This window comes from Pelosinus propionicus DSM 13327 (assembly GCF_900114615.1).
GTDB classification, from domain to species: domain Bacteria; phylum Bacillota; class Negativicutes; order DSM-13327; family DSM-13327; genus Pelosinus; species Pelosinus propionicus.
Genome location: NZ_FOTS01000019.1, coordinates 77,303 through 91,534, shown reverse-complemented (window position 1 = coordinate 91,534; position 14,232 = coordinate 77,303). Strand labels below are relative to the sequence as shown.

The following is a 14,232-nucleotide window of genomic DNA, read 5'->3' as shown; positions in this document are numbered from 1 at the left end:
GAGACAGTTCGGTCCCTATCCATCGCGGGCGTAAGAGATTTGAAGGGAACTGCTCCTAGTACGAGAGGACCGGAGTGGACGAACCAATGGTGTACCAGTTATTCCGCCAGGAGTACAGCTGGGTAGCTACGTTCGGAAAGGATAAACGCTGAAAGCATCTAAGCGTGAAACCAGCCTTAAGATGAGATCTCTCATAGCATAAGCTAGTAAGTCCCCTTGTAGATGACAAGGTTGATAGGCCAGGTGTGTAAGTCCAGTAATGGATTCAGCTGACTGGTACTAATAGGACGAGGGCTTGACTTAAACAAGTTAGCAGCTTGGCTGCTAGCGACTAATCCTAACTGCGTTTGCTTATAGCGACATTGTAAAGTTGTAATGATGTTAGCATTTGGATGTTAACGAAGCGACTTACACCAATCTTTTAGCAAAGATTGGGTGCGCTGCTTCTGTGAAGTTTTGAGGGAGCATACTCTTTGAGATGTTTACCTCTGTATATCTGGTGGCGATAGCTAAGGGGTTCCACCTGTTCCCATACCGAACACAGTAGTTAAGCCCTTATACGTCGAAAGTACTTGGTTGGAAACGGCCTGGGAGGATAGATAGTTGCCAGTTTATTCCTTGATAGCTCAGTTGGTAGAGCAATCGGCTGTTAACCGATCGGTCGTAGGTTCGAGTCCTACTCAAGGAGCCAGTTTATGAAAACACCATTCACGCAAGTGAATGGTGTTTTGCCTTATCAGGTTAGAAAAGTAGTATATAAAATTGATTTTGCTTTTCGGATATATTATGTAAGAACATGTAGACATTTCTATAGTGTTTCTTTATACTATACAATAATGTAGTACCAATAGGAGGGTTAAATGTTACAATTAACAGAAGTAGTAAAAATCAGACGCCAAGTTTTATCTAAAATCGCTAAACTTACCTTTGATGGCGAACTCGATAAAGATAATATTGTTGATATTTTAGATAATATTGTTACTGAGGATGGTCCAAGATACCGATGTTGTGTGCATAAAGAGCGTGCAGTTTTAAAAGATCGAGTTAAATTTATTATGTCACAACCGTTGAATATGGGAATAGCTGAAGCAGCTAAACAGGCGTTAAACGGAGAAATTGCAGATATGCCTATTATTAATATTATGCCTGAAGCATGTGATCAATGTCCGATTGATACCTTTTTTATAACTAACGCATGCCGTAATTGTGTTGCTCACAATTGTATTGCAAGTTGTCCTAAAAAAGCTATTAGTGTTGTTCAGAATCAGGCTTATATTGATAAAACTAGATGTGTAGAATGTGGCTTGTGTAAAAAATCTTGTATGTATGGAGCGATTGTTGAGATCACGCGCCCCTGCGAAAGGGCTTGTGATATTGGAGCAATAAAAGCTGATAAGGAACGGCGAGCTGTTATTAATTATGAAAAGTGTGTTCAATGTGGTGGGTGTAAAGTAGCCTGTCCATTTGGTGCAATCACAGAACAAAGTTTCATAGTGCACATTATTCAGCAAATAAAAGCTGGTAAGCGGGTATATGGGATTTTAGCTCCTGCATTTATTAGTCAATTTGGCATGAAAGTAAAACCAAGTCAAGTTATGGCTGCAATTAAAAAAGTTGGCTTTTATGATGTTCAAGAGGTTTCTTTCGGCGCAGATATTGTAACTTTAGAGGAAGCAAAAGAATTTTCTGAGACAGTTCCTGAAAAACAGTCTTTTATGACAACGTCCTGTTGTCCAGCTTTTGTAGGGATGGTGGATAAGCATTTACCAGAATTGAAGGATTATGTATCTAGCACTGTATCACCTATGGTGGCGACTGCCAAAGTAATTAAAGATGCTGATCCTGAAGGTGTGATTGTTTTCATAGGACCATGTCTTGCGAAGAAAGTGGAAGCGCGTAAATATCCTGATTTTATTGATTATGTTCTAACTTTTGAAGAAATGGATGGATTATTTTCAGGTGCCGGAATTATACCGGCAGATATTCCTGAAATAGAGTTCACCTCTATGGCTTCTCGTGATGGTAATGCATTTGCTAGAGCGGGTGGTGTAGTACAGGCAGTTATTGATGCAGCAGGAGAAATTGCTCCTGATTTGGAAGTGAAGCCGCATCGCGCAGATGGGCTGCAAAATTGTAAAACTGCATTACTTCAAATGAAGGCTGGAAAGATTGATGCTAATTTTTTTGAAGGTATGGCATGTAGTGGTGGGTGTGTTGGAGGACCTGGTATTTTAATTGATACACGCATTGGTAGTAAGATGGTTGATAAATATGCTGATTCATCAACTATGATTACTGCATTAGAAAATCAAGAGGCAATTGATAAAAGTAAAAAGAATTTACATTGGCATAATAAGTAGTGACCAAGCTCAATTGCATTGACTCTACTCAAATCTAGAATATATGAAATTGACAGCTACTTTACGAAACAAGTATAATTATGCTAAAATTATTCCTGATTCATATTGGTTGAGGGGAGAAATAATTTATGTCAGGACACTCAAAATGGGCTAATATTAAACATAAAAAAGGTAAAATGGATGCATTGCGCGGTAAAGTTACTACTAAGATTGGTCGTGAACTAACCGTTGCAGCTCGAATGGGCGGAGCTGACCCAACTGGGAATATGCGATTAAAACTAGCATTACAAAAAGCCAAAGAAAATAATATTCCTAAGGATAATATTCAACGTGCTATTCAAAAAGGAATTGGCTCTTTAGATGGTAGTAATTATGAAGAGTTAGTTTATGAAGGATATGGTCCTGCTGGTGTTGCTGTTATGGTAGAAGTTATGACTGATAATCGTAATCGTACAGCGGCAGATGTACGTCATCTATTCTCCAAATATAGTGGTAACTTAGGAGAATCAGGTTGTGTATCATGGATCTTTGATAAAAAAGGATTATTTGTGATTGAAAAAACGGCAGCGGTTGATGAGGAAGAATTAATGATGTTGTCCCTTGAAGCTGAAGCAGATGATTTTAAGGTAGAAGATGATGAGTTTGAAATTACTGTTGCGCCGGAATGTTTTTATTCTTTTCAAGAAGTTCTTGAAAAGAATGGAATTAAAACTTCTCTAGCTGAAATAACGATGATACCGCAAACTACAGTGGCTCTATCTGGTGATGATGCTACTCGTATGATGAAATTAATGGATGCATTAGAAGAGCATGATGATATACAAGAAGTATATGCAAATTTTGATATTCCAGAAGATTTAATGTGAATATAAAAAAGTGTGATATTATCACACTTTTTTTGTATATATTTTTTAGAATTGGGTAATAATGTTGGCAATATGGAAATGAGGAGTTGCTTCTATTGTTGCCATTTACAAAGATTAATAAAAAATATGCTTTACTTGGTGTAGCTTTATTATTAGTAATGGGTATATCAGCATATTATGTGCTCTACCGACCTTTTTACGGGGGAGAAAATCCTATTATTCTTCAAGAAACTGAAGTTGCGAAACAAGATAGTAAAATAAAAATAACAAATAATACAGAGATCGTACAGAAAATTTTATATTTAAAGTGTAATGAAGAAGAAGTTTTAAAAACGAAACCTACAGAAAATTTAATAGGTTTAACTATTTATCAAATGCAGAAGATTTATGAAGGATGGGATTTTGAGAAATTTGATACGAATGAAGCAGTCATGACATTGAAAGTCGATGGTTATTGTCGCGAGCATGCTAATAATATCTTTATCGGAATAAAAGACAATCACGTTGCTGTTTTTTATGGAAGACCAGGATATAAACCTATTGTCAAGGAGATAACTGCCATCCAAGTTAATAAACTCATGCCGCAAGATATTGAAGAGTTACAAAAAGGGATGGTGGTACAATCGAAGGAAGAATTACTACGAACGTTAGAAGGAATGCAGTCAAGATAAGGGGAATCACTTCCTCTTATCTTTTTTATTGCCATCTTCGAAAGGAATCAAGCATGACCTTGTCGAAATTATTATAGTTGGCGAGGGAGGCTATAGTTATGTTAGCATTAGGGATTGATCCAGGGACAGCGATTTGTGGATATGGAATTGTAAATTTAGAAGGAAGTACTCTTCGAGCGATAGATTATGGGGCTATTCAAACGAGTCCCCAAATGAATACAGAGGAACGTTTAGTAATTATTCATCATGAAATTGACGTACTTATAAAGAAATATAAGCCTGATGTAGTAGGAGTAGAAATGTTATTCTTTAATAAGAATGTACGAACTGCTATAACGGTATCCCAGGCTAGAGGTGTTTTATTACTGGCAGTAGCTCAAAATTCTACTAAATTAGCAGAATTCACGCCCTTACAAGTGAAGCAGGCAGTTGTAGGGTATGGCAAGGCTACTAAAGAGCAAGTCATTTATATGACACAGCGTTTGCTAAACTTACCTGCGAAGCCTCATCCTGATGATGTTGCAGATGCTTTAGCAATTGCGATTTGTACTACTCATTGCAGTAATATGAGATCAGAGTTAGTGTGTAATAACTCACTAGATTCTAATAAAGCTCAGAGCCGTGCGTCGTTGAAAAAGCGTCTTGGTATAAAATGTAATTCGGAAAATAAAGTGTGGGGAAATAAAATATGATTGGTTATGTACGTGGAACTGTTTCACATTTAGCAGTAGATCATTGTTTTATTGATGTACAAGGCATTGGATATCGAATATTTATAGCACAATCTACTCGTCAAAAAATTACAATTGATGCAGTAGTGTCGTTATTTACGTATATGTATGTGCGTGAAGATGCATTAATGCTATATGGCTTTTACACGCAAGATGAGTATAATTTATTTTTGCAATTGACATCGATTTCAGGCATTGGTCCTAAGGTAGCGATGGGAATCTTATCGGCAATTGATCCACAACAATTCCGTCTAGCAATAAGCCAAAAAAATATAGGAATTTTAACTAAATTACCCGGAGTTGGCAAAAAAACAGCTGAAAGAGTTATTCTTGAATTGAAAGATAAAATTGGGCTAATGACTGAGGACGATTTGAATGAAGATCATATTGCTGATAGGGCAGTAATGACTGGTGATGTGGTTGAAGAAGTATTACAAGCGTTATTAGCGTTAGGATATAACCAAAATGAAATAATGCCCGTTCTGAAAAGAATAGAGAAGAGTGGTCATTCGGTGGAAGAACTATTAAAGCTAGCGCTGAGGGAATTTATGGGAGGTAATAGATAGTTGTGGAAGAACGAATTATCGCTGGTAATGAACAGGAAGCTGATACGTGGGAATATAGTCTTCGTCCGCGTCGTTTAAATGAATACATCGGTCAAGATAAAGTCAAAAATAATCTTTCAATATTTGTTCAGGCTGCCCTTTCTCGAGAAGAGGCATTAGACCATGTTTTGCTATATGGACCGCCTGGTTTAGGTAAAACTACTTTGGCAGCGATTATAGCGAATGAATTAGGTGTTAATTTTCGTGTAACATCTGGTCCAGCGATTGAACGAGCAGGAGATTTGGCAGCTTTGCTTACAAATTTAGGAGAAAAAGATGTCTTGTTTATTGATGAAATCCATAGATTATCAAGGCATGTTGAAGAAGTCTTGTATTCTGCTATGGAAGACTTTGCATTAGATATTATTATTGGCAAGGGTCCTAGTGCTAGATCCATTCGATTAGATTTAGCTCCCTTTACCTTAATTGGCGCAACTACTCGTGCAGGAGCCTTAGCTTCTCCTTTACGTGATCGGTTTGGTGTAATTTCAAGGCTTGAGTATTATCAACCTGATGAATTAGCTTGTATCGTGAATCGCACTGCAGAAGTATTAAATGTAGAGATTGAAAATGGTGGAGCCTATGAAATTGCAAAGCGGTCGAGAGGAACGCCACGAATTGCAAATCGTTTGCTAAAGAGGGTAAGAGATTATGCTCAAGTCGCTGGTAATGGAATCATTACTGACGTTACCGCTGATAAAGCATTGGCAATGTTAGAAGTGGATAAATGTGGTCTTGATAAAACAGATCGTAGTATGTTGTTAGCAATTATACAAAGTTTTAAAGGTGGTCCAGTCGGTCTTGATACGTTAGCTGCTATCATTAGTGAAGAGAATGACACTATTGAAGATGTGTATGAACCATTCTTGCTGCAAATGGGGTTTTTGCAGCGTACTCCTAGAGGGAGAGTTGCTACACAAAAGGCATATGATCATTTAGGTATATTATATAAAGCTGATGAACAAGGAAATTTGTTATAAACTGAAAGGAGCGCAATTTTGAATTGTAAATTTGTTGCAATCTTATCGGGAATATTGTATTGTATGCTCTTTTTTCTAGGCACTGTGCATGCATCTCAAGAAGTTACAGAGAGCAATATTCGAGTTGGAATTTGGTCAAATCAGCGTAATATTTTAGTTTCAGCAGATACCGATTATGAAATAATCAATGTTGATAAAAATCAAACATTGGCACGATTCGCTGCTAACGAAAAGGCGACAATTGTTTATAATGGGAAGGAATTTATCTTAAATGGGAAAAAAATTGATGCTGTTAGACTAAGTATTTTGAAATTAAAAAATAGCGATGTCTCTTCCATTGAGGTGAATAATAAAAAATATAGAGGTAATATTAGCATCCATATTACTAATGGGAAGAGCGGAATGACAGTTGTTAATACACTTTCAGTTGAAGAGTATTTATATGGGGTCATCGCAAAAGAAATTTCTCCCAATTGGTCTTTGGAAGCGGTTAAGGCACAAGCTGTAGCGGCTCGTACCTATGCTTTATATAACAGAAATAAACATCAAAATGATGGTTATGATGTTTGTGCAACAACAGATTGTCAGGTGTATGGTGGTAGGGAAGGTGAAGTCCTTCGGGGAATAAAGGCGGTAGATGCCACTGCAGGTCATGTAATTTTATATCAAGGTAAGCTTATCCCTGCTTATTTTCATAGCAGCTCTGGTGGATATACAGAGAATAGTGAGAATGTATGGGGAACCTACCTGCCGTATTTACGTGGTGTAGTTGATTACGATCAGGCCTCACCTCACTACAATTGGGAAAAGCAATTAAGACCTAATGAATTAGAAGAATTGTTATCTAAAGCTGGGTACAATATCGGTATAATAAAAGCCATTGGTATTTCACCCCTTGGTACTCAGCCTATCAATAGTCCTGACCGGGGTATTTCTGGGAGAGTAAAGCTTATACGCTTTATTGGTACGAATGGAAGTATTCAGTTGACTGGTGAGAAGCTTCGTACGATACTGTCGCTAAAGAGTTCTCTATTTGATATTCATGTCATTATACCAGTACAAAAAACAATTGAATTTGAAATTTCTGATGGTATAGGTAATGTGGGGAATAAAAAAGTCGAAATTAATTTACCGCCCACAAATGAAAAAGGATATTTTACAGATAAGGAAGATATACATCGCATTAGTGGCCGCATAAATGAAGTCATATCAATTTCAGGTTTTGGCTGGGGACACGGTCTTGGATTATCTCAATGGGGAGCTAAGGCTATGGCGGAGAAGGGACCTCAGAATGATCCTACATATTTTAAAGAGATATTGAAACACTATTATCAAGGTGTTGAGGTTAAAAAGTTACCTAAAGGAGTTTAGTTGCATGTTATTATCTGAATTTGATTATTTTTTACCAGAAGAATTAATTGCTCAACATCCTTGTGAGCCTCGTGATCATTCTCGCTTATTAGTTCTAGATAAAAATACAGGTGCCATTTCACACAACCGTTTTTTTGACTTGTTACAATATCTAAATGCAGGTGATACTCTTGTTTTTAATAACACCAGAGTGATTCCGGCAAGATTAATAGGTACTAAGGCTGAGACTGGTGGCAAGGTAGAAGTTTTCTTATTAAATCGAAAAACAGAAAACGATTGGGAAGCATTGGTGAAACCAGGCAAGAAGGCTAGGCCTGGTGCGACAATTATCTTCAGTGATCGGCTATCTTGTGAAATTCTAGAATCGACTGATTTTGGTGGCCGTATAGTTCGCTTTCGATATGAAGGGATTTTTGAAGAAATCTTGGACGAGCTGGGAGAAACGCCTTTACCTCCTTATATTACAGAGCAATTAGCGGATAAAGAGCGGTATCAAACTGTGTATGCTCATGAACGGGGATCAGCAGCTGCGCCAACAGCGGGTTTGCATTTTACAACAGATTTAATGAAGCGAATAGAAGAAAAGGGAATCCATCTGGCATTTGTGACCTTACATGTAGGTTTAGGCACGTTTCGTCCAGTAAATACAGATAATATTACCGATCATGTGATGCATCGAGAATATTATTCAGTACTGCCAGAGGCTGCAGAGCTGATTAATCGAACAAAACGAGAAGGTGGCAGAATTATTGCAGTCGGTACTACAGCAATACGTACATTAGAGACAGCTACGACCAATGGAATATTGGAATCTAAAAGCGGATGGACTGAAATATTTATTTATCCAGGCTATACATTTAAAATCGTTGATGCTGCTATTACTAATTTCCATTTGCCAAAGTCTACCTTGTTAATGTTAATTAGTGCCTTAGCTGGACAGAAAAAGGTTTTTGCTGCGTATAAAGAAGCTGTTGAACAAAAATATAAATTCTTTAGTTTTGGCGATGCTATGTTAATTATATAAAATAAACGTGATTTACTATTGCCACGAAAGTGGCATTGTATTTTTGTGAATTGCCTTGAATAAGAATCATTTTTAATGGAATCTAGGGGGATTAAAATGTCAGTAACGTATGAATTAGTTAAACAATGTCAAAAAACAGGAGCACGAGCAGGGCGTTTACATACACCTCATGGGACCTTTGACACACCTATTTTTATGCCTGTTGGTACGCAAGCGACTGTAAAGGCAATGTCACCAGATGAATTGAAGGATATGGGTGCTGGAATCATTCTAAGCAATACCTATCATTTATATCTAAGACCTGGACATGAATTAGTGGCAGAAGCAGGTGGTTTGCATAAATTTATGAATTGGGATCGAGGGATTTTAACGGATAGTGGTGGATTTCAAGTCTTTAGTTTAGGAGCATTACGCAAAATAACTGAGGAAGGTGTTACTTTTCGTTCTCATATTGATGGCTCTAAACATTTTTTATCTCCAGAGAAGGCCACCGAGGTACAAATGGCATTAGGTTCTGATATTATTATGGCTTTTGATGAATGTGTGCCATTTCCCGCTGAGCATGATTATGCTCGAAAATCTACGGAGAGGACTACGCGCTGGGCCGAGCGGTGTAAAAAGACGCATACTCGAGTCGATCAAGCTTTATTTGGTATTATACAAGGTGGTATGTATAAAGATCTAAGAACTATGAGTGTTAACGATTTGGTTTCCTTAGATTTTCCTGGCTATGCTGTTGGTGGATTAAGCGTTGGTGAACCTAAAACGTTAATGTATGAAATGTTAGAGCATACAGTACCTTTATTGCCTGAAAAAAAACCTCGTTATTTGATGGGCGTTGGGACACCTGACTGCTTGGTAGAAGGAGTTATGCATGGTATTGACATGTTTGATTGTGTATTTCCTACACGAGTAGCGCGTAATGGTACCGTTATGACCAATTGGGGGCGACTTGTTGTTAAAAATGCTGAATATGCAAGAGATTTTAGGCCTTTGGATGAAAAATGCAGTTGTTATACTTGCAGGAATTTTTCGAGGGCTTATATTAGGCATTTATTTAAAACCGATGAAATCTTTGGTTTAAGATTAACAACCATTCATAATTTACACTTTTTATTGAATTTCATGAGAGAGATGCGTACAGCCATTTTAGAAGATCGTTTTCCTGATTTCAGGCAAGAGTTTCTAGCTGGATATAATCGATAAAGAGGATTTAAGTGCTTAATGTGGAATATAATACTAGTAATATAAAAATAAGGGGGTGATTTATATGCCAGAATTATCGCAAGAAATGATGCAGACTCTAGCGGCGTACGGGCCAATCGTTTTAATGGCGCTAGTTTTTTACTTTATATTGTATCGTCCTCAGAAAAAACAACAGCAGCAACGTGCAGAAATGTTAAATAATTTAAAAAAAGGTGATCGTGTAATTGCTGCAGGTGGTATGTATGGTACGATTGTAGCCTTAGATGCCAAAAAAGTAACTTTAAAAGTTTCTGAAAAAGTTGAAATTGATTTTTTACGCTCAGCAATTCAATCATACCAAAATGATCCTAAAAATACATAATATGTGTTTATTACGTTTACTGGATAATAGGGTAAGGTAGTAATATGAACATAAATTCTTATAATAAAGCGGATTTACGAACAGAATTATTATTAAGAAGACGTAGACTAGATAAAAATAGGATCAATGCTCAAAGTGATAATATGGCTAAACAATTAGTTGCGTGGCCATATTATCAACAAGCGAAGGTTATAATGTTGTTTTTGTCTATGTTTGATGAACCACAAATGGAAAAAATAATTGAGAACTCTTGGTCACAGGGGAAAATAGTTTGTGTACCTCATATGAGAAAAGAGTTTGGTGTGATGGATGCTGCCGTAATTGAGAATTGGGATGAGTTAGTTACAGGACGTTTTAATTTAATGGTACCTAATCCCGAGTCTCTTCAGATAATGAATCCAGCGCTTATTGATTTAATAATTGTTCCGGGAGTCGGCTTTGATCGTTCAGGTAATCGCTTAGGAATGGGTGCGGGCTACTATGACCGCTTTATTCCTCAGGCTCCTCAAGCTATATTAATTGGTGCTATATGGACTTCACATGTTTTAGAAAATATTCCACATAATCATTATGATAAGCCTGTAGATTATTTGCTAAACGAAGATGAAATTATAACGTGCAATAGAATTAATGCACAGTATTAGCAATAATAGATTAGCACGATAAAGATAGTGAAATATAAGAGTGGCAGGAGACCACATAGTGGTATTTCTGCCACTCTTATATTTGTGCAGTCAGTGATGTGCTATATTTAAATCATCATATGTCTTTTAATGGGCATATCTGATAGTGAATAAGTACATAATAAATAATAAAAACTAAGTTAAATCCTCATGCCGAAGAAATAAAGAGATCCTAATATACTGTAGTTAAATAGAAAAGTAAGATTAAACATTTTTCGATAAAGTAGAGTATGTACGTTGTAGCACAATTATAGTAATTGTTAGGTTTGAACTACAGACCTCAAAGGTGGCTTGAGTAATGAAGCGTGTTTGATGAATGCTAGAGTATACTAGGAGGGAAACTCTCATGCCAAAAATAACTGTCGAAGATCTAAAGAAAGATCATGAGATAGCTGTATATCTTGCGTGCAGTACAGCATATCTTGGTCGTCTTGGTTTTACGGAACACGGTAAGCGCCATGCTTCAATCATATCAGATCGAGCTTACCATGTGTTAGACGATTTAGGTTATGAAGAAAGAGAATGTGAACTGGCAGCAATAGCCGGATATATACATGATATTGGCAATATGATTAATCGTTATAATCATGGCGGTACAGGTGCAGTCATGGCATATAATGTGCTATCTCGATTAGGAATGCCGCCAGAAGAAATTGCTCTAGTTATTTCAGCCATTGGGAATCATGAGGAAGAAAGAGGTAATGCGATTAATCCAATAGCTGCTGCATTAATCTTAGCTGACAAGTCAGATGTGCATCGCAGCAGAGTAACAAATAAGGATTTTGCTACTTTTGAAATTCATGACAGAGTAAATTATGCTGCTAATAGCAGTAAACTAGTAGTTGATAAGCAATTGCGCAGAATTGCTTTGGAAATTGCAATCGACACTACGATTTGTCCAGTAATGGAATATTTTGAGATTTTTTTAGCTCGTATGATTATGTGTCGAAGGGCAGCAGACTTTTTAAATTGTCAGTTTAGCTTAGTCATTAACAATAATCAATTACTATAGCTGCATTACGTTGACATTTTTATAACATTGCAGATATAATTAAACCTGTGGAAAAACTTGACTTTTACTAGGTATTTAGCTAGAATGCTATGCCTAGTAATTGTACTTATTTAAATTAGATAAGAAGAGAATGGGGGAGACATTTTGAGAGTGGGGAATGTGGTCAAGTTTTTGATTGTAGTTGCGGTGATTGTGCTAGGTTTTAGTTATTCGATCTCGCCTTTAACTGCTTCAATTAAACAAGGTCTGGATTTGCAAGGTGGGACACATGTAGTACTAGAAGCCGTTGATACTCCAGAAGCAAAAGTAGATGAAGATGCTGTTCGACGGGTCGTCAAGATTATTGAGAAACGTGTAAATGAAATTGGTCTGACAGAGCCGATTATTCAACGGCAAGGTGAAAGAAGAATCATTGTGGAGTTGCCTGGTATTAAAGAACCAGAAAAAGCTATTGAGATGTTAGGTAAAACCGCATTGCTAGAATTTCAAGACGAAAGCGGCAATACTGTCATGACAGGTAAAGATTTAAAAGATGCTAAGGCAGAAATGGGGCAAAATAAAAACAGTGTAGTTGCTTTGGAATTTTCTGATCAAGGCGGTAAACTCTTTGCTGATTTAACTACTAAAAATGTTGGCAAACATATTAGTATCTTACTTGATAAACAAGTACTTACTAGTCCGGTAGTAAATGAACCCATTCCTAATGGGAAAGCTGTTATTACTGGCAGCCGATCAATTGAGGAAGCTCAAAATTTAGCTATTTTATTGCGATCTGGATCACTTCCAGTAAAAGTAGATGTTTTGGAAATGAGAACAGTAGGACCGACACTTGGACAAGATTCTAAGGAAAAGAGCGAAAAGGCTTTTAGCATTGGTATTGCATTAATTGTAATATTTATGCTAGGTTTTTATCGTTTGTCAGGTTTTGTTGCTACGATTGCACTTTTAGTCTATGTATTACTTTTGGTAGGCTCATTAAAAATGCTTCAAGCAACTATGACATTACCAGGTATTGCTGGTATTATTTTGTCCATGGGGGTTGCTGTAGACGCAAATGTATTGATTTTTGAAAGATTTAAAGAAGAATTTCGTAGCGGTAAAACATTAAGAGCAGCCCTTGATGCTGGCTTTTCAAGAGCTTTCAATACCATACTAGATTCAAATGTTTCTATTATGATTACTGCTACAGTCTTATTTTTCCTGGGAACTGGCCCAATCAAAGGCTTTGCTATAACACTTGGACTTGGAGTAATTCTCAGTATGTTTACGGCAATTACAGTAAGTCGTTATTTATTGAGGATGTTAATGCAGGCCAATGTAACTAAAAATGGCAAATACTTTGGTGCGTAAGGGGGGATTTAAATGAAATTTGATATTATTGGAAAACGATATTGGTGGTTTGCGCTATCGTTAATAGTCTTAATTCCTGGTTTAATCTCCATGGCATTCCAGGGATTTAATTTAGGAATTGATTTTACTGGTGGAACGATTTTGGATTTGAAATTTGCTTCTCCAGTGACAGTCGCTCAAGTTCGTGAAGTGCTGGTCGAACATCATTTAGAAAATAGTGTAATTCAGTTGGTTTCAACCGATCATGCAGAGGCTTCAAATAATTTATTTATTAGAACCCATGTGTTATCTAATGATGAAAGTCAAATATTATTTACCGATATGGAGAAACGTTTAGGAGCATTTGAAGTTTTGCGTAGCGAAAAAGTGGGTGCTGTTATGGGATCTGAGCTAACGCAGCAAGCACTACTCAATTTAACCGTAGTTTGTGCTTTATTAATTGCTTATATCTCCTATCGTTTTGAATATAAGATCGCAGTTTCAGCGATTTTAGCTATATTGCATGATGTATTAATTGTACTAGGTATTTTCTCCTTATTCCGCATAGAGATGGATTCTTCTTTTGTTGCAGCGATTTTAACTGTTATTGGATATTCAATGAATGAGGCTATTGTTGTTTTTGATCGAATCAGAGAAAATTTAAAAACACATCGTAAGACAGAGTCATTCCAAGATCTGGTTAACCGCAGTATCGGGCAAACATTTACACGTACTCTCTATACGTTACTTACAGTGTTATTTGCTTGTGGATCATTACATTTCTTTGGTGGTGAGTCAACAAAGAATTTCTCATTAGCAATGTTAATCGGTTTTCTCAGTGGTGCTTATTCTGCAATTTTCAATGCCAGCCCAATTTGGGTTACTTGGAAAGAATATGAAGAACGTAAAAGAACTGCGTTGAAAACTGGTGGATCTAAATAGAATCAATTATATTTAAAAAGGTTATTGCCAAGATTACACTTGGCAATAACCTTTTTTATTCACCCTTGGCAAAGCAATCTAATATCATATA

At 36.8% G+C, this 14,232-nt stretch carries 14 protein-coding genes, 1 tRNA gene and 2 rRNA genes; all 17 read left to right on the top strand.

The window, feature by feature from the left end; translation table 11 throughout:
* Positions 1 to 303: ribosomal RNA gene (locus BMZ99_RS12150) — 23S ribosomal RNA — on the top strand; the annotation flags it as partial.
* A gap of 192 nt (positions 304 to 495) precedes the next feature.
* A 5S ribosomal RNA gene (gene rrf, locus BMZ99_RS12145) occupies positions 496 to 612 on the top strand.
* Between the two features lie 3 nt (positions 613 to 615).
* Positions 616 to 691 (top strand) — tRNA-Asn (locus BMZ99_RS12140).
* A 169-nt stretch (positions 692 to 860) separates the two neighbouring features.
* The gene (locus BMZ99_RS12135; protein ID WP_090937386.1) at positions 861 to 2,360 is read left to right on the top strand and encodes a 4Fe-4S dicluster domain-containing protein; all 1,500 of its coding nucleotides are present in this window, start codon (positions 861 to 863) and stop codon (positions 2,358 to 2,360) included.
* Positions 2,361 to 2,488: 128 nt separating this feature from the next.
* On the top strand, positions 2,489 to 3,226 hold the full coding sequence (locus BMZ99_RS12130) for a YebC/PmpR family DNA-binding transcriptional regulator (protein ID WP_090937382.1): 738 nt from the start codon (positions 2,489 to 2,491) through the stop codon (positions 3,224 to 3,226).
* Between the two features lie 95 nt (positions 3,227 to 3,321).
* Positions 3,322 to 3,897 carry a BofC C-terminal domain-containing protein gene (locus BMZ99_RS12125; protein ID WP_090937318.1) on the top strand — a complete coding sequence of 192 codons (576 nt, stop codon included), beginning with the start codon at positions 3,322 to 3,324 and terminating at the stop codon, positions 3,895 to 3,897.
* Positions 3,898 to 3,995: 98 nt separating this feature from the next.
* A complete protein-coding gene (gene ruvC, locus BMZ99_RS12120; RefSeq protein ID WP_090937315.1) occupies positions 3,996 to 4,589 on the top strand; it encodes a crossover junction endodeoxyribonuclease RuvC in 594 nt (197 codons plus the stop codon).
* Positions 4,586 to 5,194: a Holliday junction branch migration protein RuvA gene (gene ruvA, locus BMZ99_RS12115; protein ID WP_090937312.1), complete on the top strand. Its 609-nt coding sequence runs from the start codon at positions 4,586 to 4,588 to the stop codon at positions 5,192 to 5,194. Before ruvC ends, ruvA begins: the two co-directional genes overlap by 4 nt.
* A gap of 2 nt (positions 5,195 to 5,196) precedes the next feature.
* Complete coding sequence (ruvB, locus tag BMZ99_RS12110; RefSeq protein ID WP_090937309.1) at positions 5,197 to 6,213, top strand: Holliday junction branch migration DNA helicase RuvB; 1,017 nt, start codon at positions 5,197 to 5,199, stop codon at positions 6,211 to 6,213.
* An 18-nt stretch (positions 6,214 to 6,231) separates the two neighbouring features.
* Positions 6,232 to 7,584: a SpoIID/LytB domain-containing protein gene (locus BMZ99_RS12105; protein ID WP_090937306.1), complete on the top strand. Its 1,353-nt coding sequence runs from the start codon at positions 6,232 to 6,234 to the stop codon at positions 7,582 to 7,584.
* A 4-nt stretch (positions 7,585 to 7,588) separates the two neighbouring features.
* Complete coding sequence (gene queA / locus BMZ99_RS12100) at positions 7,589 to 8,608, top strand: tRNA preQ1(34) S-adenosylmethionine ribosyltransferase-isomerase QueA (RefSeq protein WP_090937303.1); 1,020 nt, start codon at positions 7,589 to 7,591, stop codon at positions 8,606 to 8,608.
* Positions 8,609 to 8,704: 96 nt separating this feature from the next.
* Positions 8,705 to 9,814 (top strand): tRNA guanosine(34) transglycosylase Tgt, encoded by a 1,110-nt coding sequence (gene tgt, locus BMZ99_RS12095; protein WP_090937300.1) that lies wholly within the window; start codon positions 8,705 to 8,707, stop codon positions 9,812 to 9,814.
* Between the two features lie 64 nt (positions 9,815 to 9,878).
* Complete coding sequence (gene yajC / locus BMZ99_RS12090) at positions 9,879 to 10,175, top strand: preprotein translocase subunit YajC (protein WP_090937297.1); 297 nt, start codon at positions 9,879 to 9,881, stop codon at positions 10,173 to 10,175.
* Between the two features lie 44 nt (positions 10,176 to 10,219).
* The gene (locus BMZ99_RS12085) at positions 10,220 to 10,819 is read left to right on the top strand and encodes a 5-formyltetrahydrofolate cyclo-ligase (RefSeq protein WP_090937294.1); all 600 of its coding nucleotides are present in this window, start codon (positions 10,220 to 10,222) and stop codon (positions 10,817 to 10,819) included.
* 385 nt (positions 10,820 to 11,204) lie between these two features.
* Positions 11,205 to 11,870 carry an HD domain-containing protein gene (locus BMZ99_RS12080; RefSeq protein WP_090937291.1) on the top strand — a complete coding sequence of 222 codons (666 nt, stop codon included), beginning with the start codon at positions 11,205 to 11,207 and terminating at the stop codon, positions 11,868 to 11,870.
* A gap of 144 nt (positions 11,871 to 12,014) precedes the next feature.
* Positions 12,015 to 13,220, top strand: coding sequence for a protein translocase subunit SecD (gene secD / locus BMZ99_RS12075; protein WP_090937288.1), 1,206 nt, complete (start codon positions 12,015 to 12,017; stop codon positions 13,218 to 13,220).
* 12 nt (positions 13,221 to 13,232) lie between these two features.
* On the top strand, positions 13,233 to 14,141 hold the full coding sequence (secF, locus tag BMZ99_RS12070; RefSeq protein WP_090937285.1) for a protein translocase subunit SecF: 909 nt from the start codon (positions 13,233 to 13,235) through the stop codon (positions 14,139 to 14,141).
* Positions 14,142 to 14,232: the final 91 nt, after the last annotated feature.

Excerpts from the sequence above, each read along its gene's own strand:
- BMZ99_RS12135 (WP_090937386.1), top strand. The coding sequence starts at position 861 with ATGTTACAATTAACAGAAGTAGTAAAAATCAGACGCCAAGTTTTATCT.
- BMZ99_RS12130 (WP_090937382.1), top strand. The coding sequence starts at position 2,489 with ATGTCAGGACACTCAAAATGGGCTAATATTAAACATAAAAAAGGTAAA.
- ruvC (WP_090937315.1), top strand. The coding sequence starts at position 3,996 with ATGTTAGCATTAGGGATTGATCCAGGGACAGCGATTTGTGGATATGGA.
- ruvA (WP_090937312.1), top strand. The coding sequence starts at position 4,586 with ATGATTGGTTATGTACGTGGAACTGTTTCACATTTAGCAGTAGATCAT.
- queA (WP_090937303.1), top strand. The coding sequence starts at position 7,589 with ATGTTATTATCTGAATTTGATTATTTTTTACCAGAAGAATTAATTGCT.
- tgt (WP_090937300.1), top strand. The coding sequence starts at position 8,705 with ATGTCAGTAACGTATGAATTAGTTAAACAATGTCAAAAAACAGGAGCA.
- yajC (WP_090937297.1), top strand. The coding sequence starts at position 9,879 with ATGCCAGAATTATCGCAAGAAATGATGCAGACTCTAGCGGCGTACGGG.
- BMZ99_RS12085 (WP_090937294.1), top strand. The coding sequence starts at position 10,220 with ATGAACATAAATTCTTATAATAAAGCGGATTTACGAACAGAATTATTA.
- BMZ99_RS12080 (WP_090937291.1), top strand. The coding sequence starts at position 11,205 with ATGCCAAAAATAACTGTCGAAGATCTAAAGAAAGATCATGAGATAGCT.
- secF (WP_090937285.1), top strand. The coding sequence starts at position 13,233 with ATGAAATTTGATATTATTGGAAAACGATATTGGTGGTTTGCGCTATCG.